This is a genomic window from Pseudomonas sp. 273 (assembly GCF_029201425.1).
In the GTDB taxonomy this organism is placed as follows: Bacteria; Pseudomonadota; Gammaproteobacteria; order Pseudomonadales; family Pseudomonadaceae; genus Pseudomonas; species Pseudomonas delhiensis.
Genome location: NZ_CP116775.1, coordinates 4,893,386 through 4,912,293 on the forward strand (window position 1 = coordinate 4,893,386; position 18,908 = coordinate 4,912,293).

At 69.3% G+C, this 18,908-nt stretch carries 15 protein-coding genes and 3 tRNA genes; 1 reads left to right on the forward strand and 17 read right to left on the reverse strand.

Features of this window, described 5'->3' with window-relative positions:
• Window positions 1-1,038, forward strand: a complete 1,038-nt coding sequence (locus PKO50_RS22220; RefSeq protein ID WP_109933519.1) for an AraC family transcriptional regulator — start codon at window positions 1-3, stop codon at window positions 1,036-1,038.
• 194 nt (window positions 1,039-1,232) lie between these two features.
• Here the strand turns inward: PKO50_RS22220 and PKO50_RS22225 are convergent.
• The 17 genes from PKO50_RS22225 to leuB form a co-directional block, all read right to left on the reverse strand.
• A tRNA-Asp gene (locus PKO50_RS22225) sits at window positions 1,233-1,309 on the reverse strand.
• Between the two features lie 115 nt (window positions 1,310-1,424).
• Window positions 1,425-1,501 (reverse strand) — tRNA-Asp (locus PKO50_RS22230).
• Window positions 1,502-1,516: 15 nt separating this feature from the next.
• A tRNA-Val gene (locus PKO50_RS22235) sits at window positions 1,517-1,592 on the reverse strand.
• A gap of 456 nt (window positions 1,593-2,048) precedes the next feature.
• Window positions 2,049-2,810, reverse strand: coding sequence for an SDR family oxidoreductase (locus PKO50_RS22240; RefSeq protein WP_089393829.1), 762 nt, complete (start codon window positions 2,808-2,810; stop codon window positions 2,049-2,051).
• Between the two features lie 5 nt (window positions 2,811-2,815).
• A complete protein-coding gene (locus PKO50_RS22245; protein WP_109933249.1) occupies window positions 2,816-4,027 on the reverse strand; it encodes an O-succinylhomoserine sulfhydrylase in 1,212 nt (403 codons plus the stop codon).
• 13 nt (window positions 4,028-4,040) lie between these two features.
• On the reverse strand, window positions 4,041-5,546 hold the full coding sequence (gene purF, locus PKO50_RS22250; protein WP_109933250.1) for an amidophosphoribosyltransferase: 1,506 nt from the start codon (window positions 5,544-5,546) through the stop codon (window positions 4,041-4,043).
• 101 nt (window positions 5,547-5,647) lie between these two features.
• Window positions 5,648-6,190 (reverse strand): CvpA family protein, encoded by a 543-nt coding sequence (locus PKO50_RS22255; RefSeq protein ID WP_109933251.1) that lies wholly within the window; start codon window positions 6,188-6,190, stop codon window positions 5,648-5,650.
• A 91-nt stretch (window positions 6,191-6,281) separates the two neighbouring features.
• Window positions 6,282-6,965 (reverse strand): SPOR domain-containing protein, encoded by a 684-nt coding sequence (locus PKO50_RS22260; protein WP_275627248.1) that lies wholly within the window; start codon window positions 6,963-6,965, stop codon window positions 6,282-6,284.
• Between the two features lie 28 nt (window positions 6,966-6,993).
• On the reverse strand, window positions 6,994-8,274 hold the full coding sequence (gene folC, locus PKO50_RS22265; protein WP_275627249.1) for a bifunctional tetrahydrofolate synthase/dihydrofolate synthase: 1,281 nt from the start codon (window positions 8,272-8,274) through the stop codon (window positions 6,994-6,996).
• Window positions 8,271-9,146, reverse strand: a complete 876-nt coding sequence (gene accD, locus PKO50_RS22270) for an acetyl-CoA carboxylase, carboxyltransferase subunit beta (protein ID WP_089393764.1) — start codon at window positions 9,144-9,146, stop codon at window positions 8,271-8,273. Before accD ends, folC begins: the two co-directional genes overlap by 4 nt.
• A gap of 225 nt (window positions 9,147-9,371) precedes the next feature.
• Entirely contained in the window at window positions 9,372-10,001 is a 630-nt protein-coding gene (locus PKO50_RS22275) for a phosphoribosylanthranilate isomerase (protein WP_109933254.1), read from the reverse strand.
• 58 nt (window positions 10,002-10,059) lie between these two features.
• Window positions 10,060-10,914 (reverse strand): tRNA pseudouridine(38-40) synthase TruA, encoded by an 855-nt coding sequence (truA, locus tag PKO50_RS22280; protein WP_109933255.1) that lies wholly within the window; start codon window positions 10,912-10,914, stop codon window positions 10,060-10,062.
• Window positions 10,915-11,076: 162 nt separating this feature from the next.
• Window positions 11,077-13,893, reverse strand: a complete 2,817-nt coding sequence (locus PKO50_RS22285; protein WP_275627250.1) for a FimV/HubP family polar landmark protein — start codon at window positions 13,891-13,893, stop codon at window positions 11,077-11,079.
• A gap of 168 nt (window positions 13,894-14,061) precedes the next feature.
• Entirely contained in the window at window positions 14,062-15,054 is a 993-nt protein-coding gene (locus tag PKO50_RS22290) for an aspartate-semialdehyde dehydrogenase (protein ID WP_109933257.1), read from the reverse strand.
• A 104-nt stretch (window positions 15,055-15,158) separates the two neighbouring features.
• Window positions 15,159-16,313 (reverse strand): FimV/HubP family polar landmark protein, encoded by a 1,155-nt coding sequence (locus tag PKO50_RS22295; RefSeq protein ID WP_256595823.1) that lies wholly within the window; start codon window positions 16,311-16,313, stop codon window positions 15,159-15,161.
• 228 nt (window positions 16,314-16,541) lie between these two features.
• Window positions 16,542-17,654 (reverse strand): aspartate-semialdehyde dehydrogenase, encoded by a 1,113-nt coding sequence (gene asd / locus PKO50_RS22300; protein WP_109933258.1) that lies wholly within the window; start codon window positions 17,652-17,654, stop codon window positions 16,542-16,544.
• Between the two features lie 83 nt (window positions 17,655-17,737).
• Window positions 17,738-18,820 carry a 3-isopropylmalate dehydrogenase gene (gene leuB, locus PKO50_RS22305; RefSeq protein WP_109933259.1) on the reverse strand — a complete coding sequence of 361 codons (1,083 nt, stop codon included), beginning with the start codon at window positions 18,818-18,820 and terminating at the stop codon, window positions 17,738-17,740.
• Window positions 18,821-18,908 lie beyond the last annotated feature (88 nt).

Sequence of the window (18,908 nt, forward strand, 5' to 3'; positions counted from 1 at the left end):
ATGAAGCAACCGGGCATGCGGCTGGGCGACCTCTCCATAGGTTTCGTCCACGGCCTGGCCGACGCCCTGGAAGAGCGCGGCGTGCCGGCGCAGCCCCTGCTGCTGCAGTACGGCCTGGACGCGGCGCGCCTGGCCGAGCCCGGCGGGCGCCTGTCGATCCCGCGCTACATGCGCCTGGGCCATGCCGCCATCCAGCTCAGCGGCGACCCCGCGCTGGGCCTGCGCATGGGCCAGTTCAGCCGCATCCAGCAGCTGGGCCTGGCCGGCGTCAGCGCCGCCCTGGCCCCCGACCTGCGCGCCGCCAGCCGCGCGCTGATCCGCTTCGAGCCGCTCTACGCGCAGAACTACCGCGGCCGCTCGAGCCTCGCCGAGGACGCCGGCGGCGCCTGGCTGAGCTTCTACTCCATCAGCCCCTACAACGCCTACAACCGCTTCGTGGTGGATTCGGTGCTGGCCGGCTGGCTCAGCTACCTCGGCCGCATCGCCGGGCAGGCGGTGCGCCCGCTGCGGGTGGAGATCGAGTACCCGGCGCCGGACTACGCGGCACGCTACGAGGAATTCTTCAGCTGCCCGGTGGAGTTCGGCGCCGGCGCCAACCGCTTCCGCCTCGACCAGGCCACGCTCTCCCTCGGCAACCGCGAACATTGCCCGAGCACCTGGCGCCAGCTGCTGGAACTCTGCGAGAAGGAACTGGAGCAGTTGACGCGCACCCGCAGCCTGCGCGAACGCGTGGTGCAACTGCTGGGGCCGCTGCTCAACGGCCGCGAGCCGGACCTGGAGGAAGTCGCTGCGCGCCTCAAGCTGCCGACCTGGACGCTGCGTCGCAAGCTGGCCGAGGAAGGCACGCAGTTCCGCAGCATCCTCAACGAGACGCGCCGCGACCTGGCGATGATCTATATCCGCGACACGGACCTGGCCTTCGGCGAGATCGCCTACCTGCTCGGCTTCGCCTCGGCCGAGGCCTTCCAGCGCGCCTTCAAGCGCTGGAGCGGCCAGCCGCCGGGGGAATACCGCCGCACGCAGCGGCAGGCCGGCTGATCACATCTCGGTGGCGTCGTCCGTCGGCTCCGGCGGATCGCACTCGGCGCGGCGTGCTTCGAGCAGTTCTTCCTGGGTCGTCCATTGAAGGCAATGGGTCCAGCCTGGACGGCCCGGATGACCTCCGCATGACCGCGGGTTTTCCCGGCGCAACGAAAAAGCCCCCAGGCATGACTGCCTGAGGGCTTTGAATATGGCGCAGCGGACGGGACTCGAACCCGCGACCCCCGGCGTGACAGGCCGGTATTCTAACCGACTGAACTACCGCTGCGCGTCGGCTGGACTTGCGTCCAAGGGTGTTGCAGCCTTCCATCCTGCCTGTCGCTACGGAGCTTGCGCTCTACGTGGCGGCGAGTTCGGGGTAGTGAACTCCAGGAGGGGGAAGATGGCGCAGCGGACGGGACTCGAACCCGCGACCCCCGGCGTGACAGGCCGGTATTCTAACCGACTGAACTACCGCTGCGCGTAACTTGCGAGATGGTGGGTGATGACGGGATCGAACCGCCGACCCTCTGCTTGTAAGGCAGATGCTCTCCCAGCTGAGCTAATCACCCTTCGTCTCGAAGTGGGGCGCATTCTACCGGGGACGAATCCTAAGTCAATGCCCTGATTGAATTTTTTTTGGAATTTCGCGTTCGCAGAAACGCGAATGCACGGATCCCTGCGTAGGGCGCATGACGCCCACGGCGTTATCCGCCGTTTTTGTGTCGGGTTTCGGTAGCGGACAATCGCGGACAGAGTCCGCTCCTACGCCGCCCCGCCTCCCGCGCTCCTACAGTTCCAGGGAAGCTCGGACGTAGGAGCAACTGTCTCGCGGCCTGCGCCTAGTTGCTCTTCGTAGGAGCGAGCTTGCTCGCGAACCGCATGGCACCGCGTTTGTTCGCGAGCAAGCTCGCTCCTACGAGAAGCCACGCTCGCCTGGAACGTAGGACTCCGTCCGCGATCCGGCCGCCGGGCCCAAACGAAAAAGGGCGGCCCCCGGGCCGCCCTCCTCCGTCACCGTCCCGGCCTCAGTCGAGATAGATCATCTTGCGCGTCATGCCGCCGTCGACGACGAACTCCTGGCCGCTGACGAAGCCGGCGTTGTCGCCCAGCAGCCAGGCCACCAGCGCGGCGACGTCTTCCACCGTGCCGACGCGGCCGACCGGGTGCTGGTCGTGATCCAGCTCGGTGAGCGGCACCGCTTCGCGCTCGTGGCGATCGCGGGCGTCGATCCAGCCGGGGCTGACCGCGTTGACGCGGATTTCCGGGCCCAGGCTCATGGCCAGCGCGTGGGTCAGCGCCAGGAGGCCGCCCTTGCTCGCCGCGTAGGCTTCGGAGCTGCGTTCGGACTGGTGCGCGCGGGTCGAGGCGATGTTGACGATGCTGCCCTGGTGCGCCCGCAGGTAGGGCGCGCAGTGCTTGGCCAGCAGCATCGGGCCGCTGAGGTTCACCGCCAGGGTGCGGTTCCACTCGTTGAGCGTCAGGCTCTCCAGGGGCGTGATGCCCGGGCGGGCGATGGCCGCGTTGCACACCACGGCGTCGAGGCGGCCGAACTGCCCGAGCACCTCGGCCACGGTCTGCGCCACCTGGCTCTCCTGGGACACGTCCAGGGCGATGAACCAAGCCTTGTCGCCCAGCGCCTCGGCGACCTTGGCGCCGCGCTCGCGGTCCTGGTCGACCAGCACCACCTGCCAGCCCTCGGCGATCAGCCAGGCGCCGATCCCCAGGCCGATGCCCCGCGCCGCGCCGGTGACCAGCGCGACCTTGCCGTTTCCGATGATCGATGCCAGGTCGCTCACAGTGCCGCCAGGCCTCGTGCCAGGTCCTTCTTGATGTCGTCGACGTCTTCCAGGCCCACTGCGACGCGGATCAGGTTGTCGCGGATGCCGGCGTTCGCGCGCTCCTGCGGCGACAGGCGGCCGTGGGAGGTGGTCGCCGGGTGGGCGATGGTGGTCTTGGTGTCACCCAGGTTGGTGGTGATGGAGATCATCCGGGTGGCGTCGATGAAGCGCCAGGCCGCGGCCTTGTCGCCCTTCACCTCGAAGCTGACCACCGCGCCGAAGCCCTTCTGCTGCCGCTTGGCCAGCTCATGCTGCGGGTGGCTGGCAAGGCCGGCGTAGTAGACGCGCTCGATGCCCGGCTGCTGTTCCAGCCACTCGGCCACGTCCTGGGCCGCGGCGCAATGCGCCTGCATGCGCACGCGCAGGGTTTCCAGACCCTTGGTGAAGATCCAGGCGTTGAACGGGCTGAGGGTCGGGCCCGCGGTGCGCAGGAAGCCGACCACGCCTTCCATCAGCTTGCGGCTGCCGGCGACCACGCCGCCCATGCTGCGGCCCTGGCCGTCGATGTACTTGGTCGCCGAGTGGATCACCACGTCGGCGCCGAGCTTCAGTGGCTGCTGCAGCGCCGGGGTGCAGAAGCAGTTGTCCACCGCCAGCAGCGCGCCATGGGCGTGGGCGATCTCGGCCAGGGCGGCGATGTCCACCAGCTCGGCCAGGGGGTTGGACGGCGACTCGACGAACAGCAGCCGGGTGTTCGGCTTGATGGCCGCTTCCCAGGCCTTGAGGTCGCTCAGCGGCGGGTAGTCCACCTGCACGCCGAAGCGCTTGAAGTACTTCTCGAACAGGCTGATGGTCGAGCCGAATACGCTGCGCGAGACCAGCACGTGGTCGCCGGCGCTGCAGTGGGTCATCACCAGCGAGAGGATGGCCGACATACCAGTGGAGGTGGCCACCGCCTGCTCCGCGCCTTCCAGGGCGGCGATGCGCTCCTCGAAGGTGCGCACGGTCGGGTTGGTGTAGCGCGAGTAGACGTTGCCCGGCACCTCGCCGGCGAAGCGCGCGGCGGCGTCGGCGGCGCTGCGGAATACGTAGCTGGAGGTGGGGAACAGGGCTTCGCCGTGTTCCGCCTCCGGGGTGCGTTGCTGCCCGGCGCGTACCGCCAGGGTGTCGAAGGCCGCGCCTTCCAGGTCACTGTCCAGGCGACCGGCTTCCCATTCCTGTGCCATCCCCTGATCTCCTTCAGTCGTTGTACAGGTCGATGATGGCGCTGACCGCGTTGGCCTTGGCCTTGGTCGCGTCGTTGCGCGCCTGCTCGATCCGGTTCAGATAGGCTTCGTTGACGTCGCCGGTCACGTACTGGCCATCGAAGACCGCGCAGTCGAAGTGCTCGATCTTGATCTTGCCGCCGCCGACCGCGTCGATCAGGTCCGACAGGTCCTGGTAGACCAGCCAGTCGGCGCCGAGCAGCTCGCACACCTCTTCGGTGCTGCGGTCGTGGGCGATCAGTTCGTGGGCGCTCGGCATGTCGATGCCGTAGACGTTGGGGTAGCGCACGGCCGGCGCGGCAGAGCAGAAGTAGACCTTCTTCGCCCCGGCCTCGCGGGCCATCTGGATGATCTGCTTGCTGGTGGTGCCGCGGACGATGGAGTCGTCCACCAGCATCACGTTCTTGCCGCGGAACTCCAGCTCGATGGCGTTGAGCTTCTGGCGTACCGACTTCTTGCGCGCGGCCTGGCCGGGCATGATGAAGGTGCGGCCGATGTAGCGGTTCTTGACGAAGCCCTCGCGGAACTTCACGCCCAGGCGGTTGGCCAGTTCCAGGGCGGAGGTGCGGCTGGTGTCCGGGATCGGGATGACCACGTCGATGTCGTGCTCCGGGCGCTCGCGGAGGATCTTCTCGGCCAGCTTCTCGCCCATGCGCAGGCGCGCCTTGTACACCGAGATGCCGTCCATCAGCGAATCCGGGCGGGCCAGGTAGACGTGCTCGAAGATGCACGGCGAGTACTTCGGGTTGGCCGCGCACTGGCGGGTGAACAGCTTGCCTTCCTCGGTGATGTACACCGCCTCGCCCGGGGCCAGGTCGCGGATCAGGGTGAAGCCGAGCACGTCCAGGGCCACGCTTTCCGAGGCGATCATGTATTCCACGCCGTTCTCGGTGTGGCGCTGGCCGAAGACGATCGGGCGGATCGCGTTGGGGTCGCGGAAGCCGACGATGCCGTAGCCGGTGATCATCGCCACCACGGCGTAGCCGCCGACGCAGCGGGCGTGCACGCCGGCCACCGCGGCGAAGACGTCTTCCTCGGTGGGCTGCAGCTTGTTGCGCACCGCCAGCTCATGGGCGAAGACGTTGAGCAGCACTTCCGAGTCGGAGTTGGTGTTGACGTGGCGCAGGTCGGACTCGTAGATCTCCTTGGCCAGTTGCTCGACGTTGGTCAGGTTGCCGTTGTGCGCCAGGGTGATGCCGTAGGGCGAGTTGACGTAGAACGGCTGGGCCTCGGCCGAGCTGGAGCTGCCGGCGGTCGGGTAGCGCACGTGGCCGATGCCGACCTTGCCCACCAGGTGCTGCATGTGGCGCTGCTGGAAGACGTCACGGACCAGGCCGTTGTCCTTGCGCAGGTAGAGCCTGTCGTCCTGACAGGTGACAATGCCGGCAGCGTCCTGGCCGCGATGCTGGAGAACGGTGAGCGCGTCATACAACGCCTGATTGACGTTCGACTTGCCCACGATACCGACGATGCCACACATGCGACGCAACCCCTAGTTGGTTTACAGGCTAAAAAATCCGTTCCCGCCGCCCCATCGGGGCCGGCGTCGGGCGGCGCCTCGGCGCCACCCTGGCCCGGCCATCACTGGCCGGGCAGCATACTCCCCATCCCGACCGGCGGTGCCAGCTGGCCACTGGCGAACCAGTGCCCGGCCAGGTTGAGGACGATGTTCTTCGACCAGTCGGCGACCAGCAGGAAGTGCGGCAGCAGCACCGACTGCTGCCACCACGGGTCCTGTTGCACCGGCGCCAGGCTTAGCAGGCCGACCAGCAGCACCACCAGCAGCACGCCACGGGCGCCGCCGAAGGCCATGCCGAGCACGCGGTCGGTGCCGGACATGCCGGTCACCCGCACCAGTTCGCTGATGAGGAAATTGACCAGCGCCCCCAGCAGCAGGGTGACCACGAAAAGCAGCGCGCAGGCGGCGATGATGCGGCCGGACGGCAGCTGGATGTAAGGCGCGAGATGCTCGGCCAGTGCGCCGCCGAACATCCAGGCGACCGCACCCGCGACAATCCAGGTGAGCAGGGACAGGGCTTCCTTGACGAAGCCGCGGCTCAGACTGATCAGGCTGGAAATGACGACGATGCCGACCATCGTCCAATCGACCCAGGTAAATGCCACGTTGCGGCCCAGAAACGAAAAAGGCCCCGCATTTTAGCAGAGCCCCGGGCTTTAGCGGAGCCCCCGATGCATCGGGAGCCGCTCATCGGTGTCAGCCGCGTTCGGGCTGGAAGCGCACCACGAAGCCGTTGAGCTTCTGCTGCTTGCTCAGTTGCTCCTTCAGGCGGTCGGCCTCGGCGCGCTCGATCACCGGCCCGACGAAGACCCGGTTCATGCCGTCGAAGCTGCGCACGTAAGCGTTGTAGCCCTGGCTGCGGAGGGACTTCTGCAGTTCCTCGGCGCGGGCGCGGTTGGACAGGCTGGCCAGTTGCACCGACCAGCTCACCGCCAGCTTGTCGGCATCCAGGCGCTGGGCCGGGGCAGCGGGCGCACTGGCCTGGGCCGGCGGCGTGGCCGGTTGCTGGGCCGGCGCGGCCGGGCGCGGCGCCGGGGCGGCGGGCTGCTGGGCCAGTGCCTGCGGCAGGCTGGCGATAGGTGTCGAGGGCGCGGTGGCCGGCACGGCCGGGGCGGGGCTGATCACCGGCGCCTCGACCTGGGCCTGGGCGGCGGGCGCCTGCGAGGCTTCAGCCACCGGGGCCTGGGGCTCCGGCACCGCGGTCGGCTGCACGTCTACCGGGGGCATGGCCGGCGTCTTCGGCATCGCCGGGGCGTCGACCGTCACCTGGCGCACCTCGTCCTGGCGGCTGAACAGCATCGGCAGGAAGATCACCGCCAGCGCCAGCAACACCAGCGCACCGACGATCCGCTGCTTGAGCCCCTTATCCAGCAAAGCCATTGCCACTCCCCCGTTTCTTGACCGCTTGTCAGTCCTGGTTGCCGTCCAGCCAGCTCAGGGCATCCGCCACGCTGTAGAAGGAGCCGAACACCAGGATCTCGTCGTCCGCCGTCGCCTTGGCGCACTGTGCCTCGAGCGCCGTGGCGATGTCCTCATGCACACTGGCCTGCGCGCCACGCGCAAGCAAGGCTGCCGCCAGCTCGCCGGCCGGGCGCGAGCGCGGCGTGGGCAAGGGGGCGACGGCCCAATCCTGCACCAAGCCGAGCAAGGGTTCCAGCACCCCGCCCAGATCCTTGTCCGAAAGCAGGCCGAAAACCGCCAGGCGACGCCCCTTCGGCGGCCGCGCGGCAAGGCGGCGGGCCAGGTAGTCGGCGGCATGGGGGTTGTGCCCGACGTCCAGCAGCAGGTGCCGCGGCTGCCCCTGGCGGTGCGCCACGCGGCGGTCCAGGCGGCCGCTCACGCGGGTCCGCTGCAGGGCCGCGAGCAGGCGCTCGGGCTGCCAGGGCAGGTCCAGCAGCGCATAGACCTGCAGCGCCAGGGCGGCATTCTCCATGGGCAGGTCGAGCAGGCTCAGGTGGTGCAGGCGCAGCGGGGTGCCGTCGGCGCCACGGCCGTGCCAGTGCCAGTCGTGCTCGCCGATGGCCAGGTCGAAGTCGCGGCCGCGCAGCAGCAGCGGCGTACCCAGGGCGCGGGCCTGGTCCAGCAGCGGCTGCGGTGGTTCCAGGTCGCCGCACACGGCCGGCTTGCCGGCGCGGAAGATGCCGGCCTTCTCGAAGGCCACGCTGTCGCGGGTGTCGCCCAGCCATTCGGCATGGTCGAGGCCGATGCTGGTGACCACGGCGACGTCGGCGTCCACCAGGTTGACCGCGTCCAGCCGGCCGCCAAGACCGACTTCCAGGACCACGGCATCGAGACCGGCGCGCTCGAACAGCCAGAAGGCCGCCAGGGTGCCCATCTCGAAGTAGGTCAGGGAGGTTTCGCCGCGCGCTGCCTCGACCGCGGCGAAGGCCTCGCAGAGCGCCTCGTCGGAAGCCTCGCGGCCCTCGATGAGCACTCGCTCGTTGTAGCGCAGCAGGTGCGGCGAGGCGTACACGCCGACCTTCAGGCCCTGCTCGCCGAGCAACTCGGCGAGGAAGGCGCAGGTGGAACCCTTGCCATTGGTGCCGGTGACGGTCACCACGCGCGGCGCCGGGCGCCCCAGGCCGAGGCGGGCGGCCACCTCGCGGGAGCGCTCCAGGCCCATGTCGATGGCCGAGGGATGCAGCTGTTCGAGGTAGCCGAGCCAGTCGGCCAGGGAACGCTGGCTCATCCTGCGAGGGCGGGGCTGGGAGCGTGGGTGAACTTGGCCAGCAGGCTGGCCAGGCGGTCGCGCATCTGCGCACGGTGCACGATCATGTCGATGGCGCCGTGCTCGAGGAGGAACTCGCTGCGCTGGAAGCCTTCCGGCAGCTTCTCGCGCACGGTCTGCTCGATCACCCGCGGGCCGGCGAAGCCGACCAGGGCCTTGGGCTCGCCGACGATCACGTCGCCGAGCATGGCCAGGCTTGCGGAAACGCCGCCGTAGACCGGGTCGGTCAGCACCGAGACGAACGGGATGCCTTCCTCGCGCAGGCGCGCCAGGGCGGCGGAGGTCTTGGCCATCTGCATCAGCGAGATCAGCGCTTCCTGCATGCGCGCGCCGCCCGAGGCGGAGAAGCAGATCATCGGGCAGCGGTGCTCCAGGGCGTAGTTGGCGGCGCGCACGAAGCGCTCACCGACGATGGAGCCCATGGAGCCGCCCATGAACGAGAACTCGAAGGCCGCGGCCACCACCGGCATGCCGTGCAGCTTGCCGCTCATGGCGATCAGCGCGTCCTTCTCGCCGGTGTCCTTCTGCGCGGCGGCCAGGCGGTCCTTGTACTTCTTGGTGTCGCGGAACTTCAGGCGGTCCACCGGCTCGAGCTCGGCGCCCAGTTCCTCGCGGCCTTCCTCGTCGAGGAAGATGTCCAGGCGGGTGCGCGCGCCGATGCGCATGTGGTGGTCGCACTTGGGGCAGACGTCCAGGGTCTTTTCCAGCTCCGGCCGATACAGCACGGCGTCGCAGGACGGGCACTTGTGCCACAGGCCTTCCGGTACCGAGCTCTTCTTCGCCTCGGAACGCATGATGGAAGGGATCAGCTTGTCTACCAGCCAGTTGCTCATGCTCTGTTCTCCAATGCGGGGCCAGTGCGCTCAGCGGCCCGAAGCCTTGCGCCTGCCCGTGAGCAGAAAAAATCACCATCGGCGCCGCGGCTCGGCCACGGCCCCTCGAAATCGCGGCGCGCCCTGGGCGGCGCCTTCGCCAGGCCGACACGGGTCGGCGCTGGCGTGACAAAAACGTCAACAGCTCCTAATGACGGCGGCAGACCGCCCGCCGTCACATGCACCTCACCGCGAATCCGCCTCGCGGCACTGGCGGATGAAGGCGCGGATCTTCCCGGCGTCCTTGATCCCCTTGCCCGCCTCCACCCCGCCGCTGACGTCCACGGCGTAGGGGCGCACCTGGCGGATCGCCGCGGCGACGTTGCCGGCGTTCAGGCCGCCGGCCAGCACCAGCGGGCGCGGCAGGGCCTCGGGAATCAGGGACCAGTCGAAGGCCGCGCCGGTTCCGCCGGGAACGCCCTCGACGTAGGTGTCCAGCAGGATGCCGGCGGCCCCCGGGTAGCGCGCGGCCTGCGCGGCGATGTCGTCGCCGGCCTTGACGCGCAGCGCCTTCAGGTAGGGCTTGTGGTAACCCTCGCAGTCCGCGGCGCTCTCGTCGCCGTGGAACTGCAGCATGTCCAGCGGCACCGCATCGAGGATCTCGCCCAGTTCGCAGCGGCTGGCGTTGACGAACAGGCCCACGCTGGTGACGAAGGGCGGCAGCGCCGCGACTATGGCGCGCGCCTGCTGCACGCTGACCGCGCGCGGGCTCCTGGCGTAGAACACCATGCCGATGGCGTCGGCGCCCGCCTCGGCCGCGGCCAGGGCGTCCTCGACACGGGTAATGCCACAGATTTTGATGCGAACGGCGGACAAGATGCGGCGACCTTCCTTCAAAGCAATCCGTCGATGGTAGCAAATGCCCCGGACAGCGTCAGCCGAGCGTATCGGGCAAAGATGAAAGGAAATGTGGCCCCAGGTAGCGCTGCGGCAGCTCGAAGGCCTCGGGGTACTCCACCCGCACCAGGTAAAGCCCGAAGGGGTGCGCGGTCACTCCGCCGGCGCGGCGGTCGCGCGCCGCCAGCACCTCGTCGACCCACTCCGGCTCGCGTTCGCCCGCCCCCACCGTCATCAGCACCCCGGCGAAGTTGCGCACCATGTGGTGGAGGAAGGCGTTGGCGCGCACGTCCAGCACGATGAAGCGGCCGTGCTCCAGCACCTGCAGGTGGTGCACCGTCTTGATCGGCGACTTGGCCTGGCACTGCACGGCGCGGAACGAGGTGAAGTCATGGGTGCCGACCAGCTTCGCCGCCGCCGCGCGCATGCGCGCGACGTCCAGCGGCCGGTGGTTCCAGGTGACTTCCTCGGCCAGGTGCGCCGGGCGGATCGGGTCGTTGTAGATGACGTAGCGGTAGCGCCGCGCCATCGCCGAGAAGCGCGCATGGAAGTCCGCCGGCATGACCTTGGCCCAGGTCACGCTGATGTCCGCCGGCAGGTTGGCGTTGCTGCCCATCACCCAGGCCTTCAGCGGCCGCTCGACGCGGGTGTCGAAGTGCACCACCTGGCCGCTGCCGTGCACCGCGGCGTCGGTGCGGCCGGCGCACATCACCCCGATCGGCTCTGCCGCGACCTTGGACAGGGCCCGCTCCAGCGCTCCCTGCACCGACGGCACGCCGTCCTCCTGGCGCTGCCAGCCGCGGTAGCGCGCGCCCTTGTATTCGACGCCCAGGGCGATCCTGGTGACGTCAGCGGTGGCGACCTCACCCACCGCGCTCTCGAACTCGTTCAACTGCTCAGGCCATCCCGAAAAGGCAATCCAGCGCGCTATTCTGCCTGGATTGCCGCGCCCGGGCGATGCGCCTCGACCGGCGCGCCACCGGGCGCAGCATTTGCGCCCCGCCGAAACGACGATGGCAGCCCGGAGGCTGCCATCGTTTCACCCGCACCGCGCTCAGGACAGGCGTTCGAGCAGCTCGCGGGCTTCCTTCTGCTGCTGGTCGCTGCCTTCGCTGATGACCTCGTCGAGGATGTCGCGGGCACCCTCGGCGTCGCCCATGTCAATGTAGGCGCGGGCCAGGTCGAGCTTGGTGGCGGCCTCGTCGGCGCCGGAGAGGAAGTCGAACTCGTCGTCCAGCGCGTCCTCATCCAGCGAGGACGCGTCCAGCGAAGCGGCCTCCAGCGACGGCTCGGCCTCGATCTCGTCTTCCAGCGGCGCCGCCGGGCTGGCCGGCCGCTCGAGGTCGCTGGCGAGCTTGTCCAGCTCGGCGCTGACCTGGTCCAGCTGCGCCGCGAAGCTGTCGTCGGCCGGCAGCTCCTGCGGGGCCTCTTCGGGCAGCGACAGGTCGAAGTCGTCCGCCAGGCCCTCGACCGGCTTGGCCTCAGGCTCGGGCCCCAGGTCGAAGCTGAAGTCGTCGTCGGCGCTCGCGGCGAGCCCGGCGCCTTCCTCACCCAGGTCGAAGAGGAAGTCCTCGTCCTTGGCCGCGGGGGCCGCCGGCTCGTCCGGCAGGTCCAGGGTGAAGTCGTCCAGCGCGTCGCTGGCCGTGGGCGCCACGGGGGCGGCCTTCGCCAGGTCGTCGTCGAGGTCGAGGTCGAAGGCGAAGTCGTCGTCCGGCTGGGCCGGCTGGGCCGCCGCGGCGGGCGCATCCAGGCCCAGGTCGGCTTCCAGGTCGAAGTCCTCGAGGGTCAGCTCGTCGGCCTTGGCTTGCGGCTCGGTGGCGGGGTGCGGCTGGTCGTCGTCCAGCTGCAGGTCGTCCAGGCCCAGGTCGAAGGCGTCGTCCAGGTCACCGGCCGCCGCCGCGACAGGCTCGGCGGGCGCGGCGTGGTCCTGGGTCAGGTCGAGGTCGTCGAGACTGAAGTGTTCCAGTTCGTCGCTGCTGGCGGCGGCCGCGGCCAGGCCACCGGCCACGGCAGCCGCCGCGACCATGCCCGGGTAGCGCGATTTCAGCTGCTCCACCTGCGGCTCGGCGCCACCCAGTTCGCGCAGTTCGTTTTCCTGGCGGGCGAAGCCCTCGCGGTCGCCGATCTCGGCCAGGACTTCCATCAGCTTCAGGCGCAGGTCGGCGCGCTGCGGTTCGTCGTAGATGGCGCCCTGCAGCAGTTCGGCGGCCTGGTTGAAACGGCCGTAGGCGATGTAGATGTCGGCCTCGCCCAGCGGGTCGCCGGTCTGCGCGGCGACCTTCTCGCCGACGGCCGGCGTGCTGGCCGGGGTCACGTCCTCGTCGGCCAGGCTCAGGCTGTCGAATTCGCCGGCAGCCAGTTCCAGCGGCTCGTCCGTCCCGCTCGGGCCGCTCACCGCGGGCTCGACCTTGGCGGCCTCGGCCTGGGCCGCGCGGCGGCGCAGCAGGAGCAGCACCAGCAGCAGGACCAGCACCAGGCTGCCGCCGATGGCAGCCAGCAGGGTCGGGTTGGCCAGCAGTTCCTCGATCAGCCCCGGCTGGTTCTCGGCGGCCGGGGCCGGTGCGGCAGGCTTGGGCGCCGCCGGCTTGGGTTCGGCCGGCCTGGCGGCCGTCGGCGGTGCCGGTTGAGCGGGGGCGGCAGGCGCGGCATCGGGCTGCGCAGCCGGAGCCGGCACGGCAGGGGCTTCGGCAGCGGGCGCCGGCGGCTGGCCACCCGGCGCGGCCGGCTGCGGCGGAGTCGCCAGCTCGCCCTGGAGCTTAGCCAGCTGCGCGTCCTTCAGCTGGATCAGCTTCTGCAGCTTGTCCAGCTGGCTCTGCAGGTCGGTCATGCGGCCCTGCAGTTCGTCGTTCTCGCGGCGGGTGCTGTCCAGGCTTTCCTGGGTCACGGCCAGTTTGTCGGAAAGCGCCTTGCCGTTCTTCGCCCCCTTGTCGGAACCCTTGTTCTTGCCGGCTTCGCCGGAGACCAGGCGCAGGTTGTCCTTGCTCTCGGCCTGCTCGGGCGCCGCACCGGCATTGGCGCGGCGGGTGGCGTCCAGCTGGCGGGAGGAACCGGCCAGGCTGCGGCCCTCGCGCCAGGCGCTGCGCTGCTCGCGCACCTGCACGTCGGCATCGCCGGCGGAGCGGCTGCGGATCTGTTCGGCATCTGGCAGGCGCAGCACCTGGCCGCTCTTCAGGCGGTTGATGTTGCCGTCGATGAAGGCGTCGGGGTTGAGGTCCTGGATGGCCAGCATGGTCTGGTTGACGGTCACGCTGCCATCCGGACGCGCGCGGGAAGCGATTTCCCACAGGGTGTCGCGGGAACCGGTGCGGTACTCGTTACCGTCCAGGCGGGCCTGGCGCGGCGCGCTGGCCGCGGGGGCCGGCTCCACGGCGCGGGGTGCGGCCGGGGCGGCGGCCACGGGCTGGCGCGCGATGGGTGCGGGCGCCGCAACCGGGGCACGCGGCGCGGCGGCGGCAGCCACCTGCGGCGAGTACAGCGGCGGGTCGAGCAGCACGGTGTATTCGCGCAGCACCCGGCCACTGGGCCAGAGCACCTCCACGAGGAAGTTCAGGTAGGGCTCCTGCACCGGCTTGTCGGAGGTCACATGGATGACGCTCTTGCCGTTGGGCTGGACCACCGCGGTGAACTTGAGCCCGGTGAGGAAGAAGTTGCGATCGACGCCGGACTTGCTGAAGTCCTCCGGCGAAGCCAGCTTGGGAATGATCTCGCCGGCTGACAGGTCGCGGACGTCCGTCACGTCGATATCGGCATTCAGCGGCTGGTTCAGCGCCGAGTGCAGGTGGATGTCCCCCAACCCCAGCGCGTGAGCCATGCCGGTGGTCAACGCAGAAGCAGCCGCAATTGCCTGCACCAGTTTACGAAGCCGGACCATAATCTAATCCCTTGTTTTAACAGCTTTCTTCTGGATTCGTGCGTTTCGGACCGAGCGCCTGGCGCCTGCGATCGCGGCGTCGAAAACACCGTGATCTCCCCCCGCCAGGGCCGTCCAAGCCAGTATTGCCAAGCTAGAATGCTTCTTCAAATATTCGATAAGTATCTTTTACAGATAGTGTTTTATCAATAATGCAGCCAGGCCCGCAGCATTCAGCCCCAGGCCTTTTCGCACATTATCAGACGCAATCCACAAATTGAGGTTGCAGGGGCCAGCGGCCCCCTGACGCACCCGCCCGACCTGGATGGCATCCTGGCCCAGGGCATCGCCGATCACCGTCGGGTAATCGTCCTCGACCAGCTCGATGCCTTCGGCGGCCTCCAGAGCGGCCCGCACCTGCGACAAGGCTATCGGCACGGCGCTGCGCAAGTTGAGGTTCAGGGCGTCGCCGAAGAACACCGGGGCCAGCAGGCAATCCGCCTGCACCCTGCCCTGCAGCTCCGGCAGCAGTTCGTTCAGCTCGGCGTTCAGGCGCCGCTCGATGGCGCTGTAGCCCGAGGCGTCGGCCGCACCGACCTGGCCCAGCAGGTTGAAGGCGTACTGGCGGTCGACGAGGCGCGGCTCCACGGGGCGCGCATTGAGCAGTTCGGCGGTCTGCCGCGCCAGTTCCTGCACGCCTTCGCGGCCCAGCTGCGAGGCGGACAGACAGGCGGTCAGCGACAGCTCCTGCAACTCGACGCAGCCGCGCAGGGCGGCGACCACTTCGGCCACCTCGGCGGCCGGGGCGCAGGGCACGCGCAGCAGCGCCGGGAAGCTGAGCTCGCCCAGGCGGGCCGGGTTCAGCGCAGGCAGCACCAGGGCGCCTTCCACGCTGCCGCTCAGGTCGATCACCGTGCAGCCCTGGGCCAGGGCGCGCGCGGCGTGCTCGCCGGCCACCTCGGCCGAAGTGGCGAACAGCGCCAGCTTCACCTGGGCGAAGGAGAAACCGTCCAGCTCGCGCACCCGCAGGTTGCGGCCACGGAAGGGCACGCTCTTGCCGGCGGACTCGCCGCTGGCCAGCAGGTGCAGCTCGGCCACGGGGCAGTCCAGCTCCTCCAGCAACTCGACCAGCGCTTCGCCAACCAGACCGGTGGCCCCTACTACAGCAACATCGACGGACATCGAAAATCCCATGGGCTAGAAGGAAACAAGACGCAGCACTTTACTGCCCCCTTCCCCGCCCAGGCAATCGCGCCCGCGGCCGTCGATCGCCGTTCGCCCTCACCCTATCGGGCCGTCTCCTGCGCGGCAGCCGGCGCCGCCTGCGGCGTTGGGGTGCCCGCCACGGCGACCGGCGGCTCGGCCGCGGCCTGTTGCCGCGACTGCGCCGCCAGGCGCGCCACCAGGGTGGCGATCTGCGCGTCCTTGAGTTCGATGAGCTTGTTCAGCTTGTCCAACTGGCTCTGCAGGTCGCCGATCCGGCTGGTCAGCTCCTCGCCCTGGCGGCGCGCGCTGTCCAGGTCTTCCTGCAGCAGCGCCAGGCGCTCCGCGGCGGCCTTCGCCTGAGGCTGCTTCGAGGCCTGCCCGGAAAGCAGACGCAGGTTGTCACGAACCTCCGCCACGGCCGGCGCGGCGCCGGGCGCCGCCTTGCGGGTGGCGTCCAGTGCGCGGGGGCGTTCGCGCCAGCGGGCTTCCTGGGCTTGGAAGTGGCTCACCGCCGCGGCGTGCCCCTGGGCACGGACCTGGCTGGCGTCGGGCAGGCGCAGCACGGCGCCGACCCGCGGCCGGTTGGCGTTGCCGTCGAGGAAGGCCTGCGGGTTGAGCGCCTGGATCGCCCGCATGGTCTGCATCACCGAGGCATCCCCGGCCGGCCGGTGGCGGGAGGCGATGGCCCAGAGGGTATCGCCGGCAGCGATGCGGTGGCCGCCCGAAGGCTCCGGCGCGGCACTGACGGGCACCTGCTGCGCCGGCGGTGCGATAGCCGCCGACGGTACGGCGGATACGACCGGCGCGCTGGGCGCCTGGGCGACGGCCTGGTAGTTCGGCGGGTCCAGCAGCAGGGTGTATTCGCGCATGGCCCGCCCTTGCGGCCAGACCACCTGCAGCACGAAGTTGACGTAGGGCTCGCGCACCGGGGCGCTGGACCGCACGCGGATCACCCCGCGGCCGTTGCGCCCGACTTCCGGAGTGAAGCGCAACCCGGAAAGGAAGACGTAGTTGGGCTCCATGCCCAGCCGCTCGGCCTCCTGCTGCGGCACCAGGCTGACCTTGAGGTCCTCGCTGCCCAGGTCGCCCATGCCGCGTAGCTCGATCCGTGCATCCAGCGTCTGGCCCAGCGCGGCCTGCGAAGCGATATCCCCCAGTTCCAGCGCGCTGGCGCGCGCCGGCAGGAAAGCGGCCGCGACGGCGGCGGCCAGAAACAAATGCGCGAAGCGGAACATCCCCATCCCCTGCTGTCGATGACTCCCTCCGGCGGCCCCTGCCCGCCGGCCGGCCCCAACGGGCCGGGCAGCGAGGATAATCACAGGGCGCCGGGCGCCAGCCCGCGCTCCGTCACAGAAAACGACGCCGGCGCCGGCGACTTCGCCGTTCTGTCGAGTGATCGACTTTTTCCGCCTGTACAAAGCAAGACGCCGGCACTGGGCCGGCGTCTTCGGGGCGGGAGGCGATCAGCGCTCCAGCAGGATGCGCAGCATGCGCCGCAGCGGCTCGGCCGCGCCCCACAGCAGTTGGTCGCCGACGGTGAAGGCGCCGAGGTACTGCGAGCCCATGTTGAGCTTGCGCAGGCGGCCCACCGGGACGCTCAGGGTGCCGGTGACGGCGGCCGGGGTCAGCTCGCGCATGCTGATCTCGCGCTGGTTGGGGATCAGCTTGACCCAGGGGTTGTGCTGGCTGATCAGGCCATCGATATCGGTCAGCGGCACGTCCTTGTTCAGCTTGATGGTCAGCGCCTGGCTGTGGCAGCGCATGGCGCCGATGCGCACGCAGATGCCGTCCACCGGGATCGGGTTCTTGAAGCGGCCGAGGATCTTGTTGGTCTCCGCCTGGCCCTTCCATTCCTCGCGGCTCTGACCGTTGGGCAGTTCCTTGTCGATCCAGGGGATCAGGCTGCCGGCCAGGGGCGCGCCGAAGTGCTCGGTGGGCAGGGCTTCGCTGCGGATGGCCTCGGCGACCTTGCGGTCGATGTCGAGGATGGCGCTGGCCGGGTTGGCCAGGTCGTCGGCCACGGCGGCGTTAATCGCGCCCATCTGCTTGATCAGCTCGCGCATGTTCTGCGCACCGGCGCCGGAGGCGGCCTGGTAGGTCATGGCGCTCATCCACTCGACCAGGCCGGCTTCGAACAGGCCGCCCAGGGCCATCAGCATCAGGCTGACGGTGCAGTTGCCGCCGATGTAGTTCTTGGCGCCGGCGTCCAGCGACTGGTCGATGACGCGGCGGTTCACCGGGTCGAGGACGATCACCGCGTCGTCCTGCATGCGCAGGCTGGAGGCGGCGTCGATCCAGTAGCCCTGCCAGCCGGCTTCGCGCAGCTTGGGGAAGACTTCGTTGGTGTAGTCGCCGCCCTGGCAGGTCAGGATGACGTCGAGGGTCTTGAGTTCCTCGATGCTGTAGGCGTCCTTGAGGGTGGCGATGTCCTTGCCGATGGACGGACCTTCGCCACCGACGTTGGAGGTGGTGAAGAACACCGGCTCGATCAGGTCGAAGTCCCGCTCTTCCAGCATCCGCTGCATGAGCACCGACCCCACCATGCCACGCCAACCGATCAGACCTACACGCTTCATCGCTACTACACCTTCGAATAAGTGGTGGACCGCCGCCCCTGCCCGTTCTTTGCGGGAGCCCAGGGGCGGGCGAACCGGAGAGATTACAGATTCCGCAGCGCGGCGACTACCGCATCGCCCATTTCGCGGGTCCCGACCTTCTGGCAGCCTTCGGACCAGATGTCGCCGGTGCGCAGGCCCTGGTCGAGGACCTGGCTCACCGCCTGCTCGATGGCGCTCGCCGCGGCGCCCTGGTTGAAGCTGTAGCGCAGCATCATGGACACCGAGAGGATGGTCGCCAGCGGGTTGGCGATGCCTTTGCCGGCGATGTCCGGCGCCGAGCCGTGGCACGGCTCGTACATGCCCTTGTTGTTGGCGTCCAGGGACGCAGAAGGCAGCATGCCGATGGAACCGGTGAGCATGGAAGCCTCATCCGACAGGATGTCGCCGAACATGTTGTCGGTGACCATCACGTCGAACTGCTTGGGCGCGCGCACCAGTTGCATGGCGGCGTTGTCGACGTACATGTGGCTCAGCTCGACGTCCGGGTAGTCCTTGGCCACTTCTTCGACGATCTCGCGCCACAGCTGGCTGGAGGCCAGGACGTTGGCCTTGTCCACCGAGCACAGTTTCTTGCCGCGCACGCGGGCCATGTCGAAGCCGACGCGGGCGATGCGGCGGATCTCGCTTTCGCTGTACGGCAGGGTGTCGTAGGACTGGCGCTCGCCGTTGTCCAGCTCGCGGGTGCCGCGCGGGGCGCCGAAGTAGATGCCGCCGGTCAGCTCGCGGACGATGAGGATGTCCAGGCCGGCGACGATTTCCGGCTTCAGGCTGGAGGCGTCGGCCAGTTGCGGGTAGAGGATGGCCGGGCGCAGGTTGGCGAACAGGCCCAGTTGCGAACGGATCTTCAGCAGGCCGCGCTCGGGGCGGATGTCACGCTCGATCCTGTCCCACTTCGGCCCGCCCACGGCGCCCAGCAGCACGGCGTCGGCCGCGCGGGCGCGCTCCAGGGTCTCGTCGGCCAGCGGCACGCCGTGCTTGTCGATGGCGGCGCCGCCGATGACGTCCTCGGTCAGCTCGAAGCCCAGCTGGAACTTGTCGTTGGCCAGTTCGAGAACCTTGACCGCCTCGGCCATGATTTCCGGGCCGATGCCGTCGCCGGGGAGAACCAGAATCTGTTTGCTCATCAATTTTTTCCTTCGAAAAGAGGCTACAGGCTGCAGGCCACAGGCTTCAGGCTTTTTCCTGCCGCCTATAGCCTGCCGCCTGCAGCCG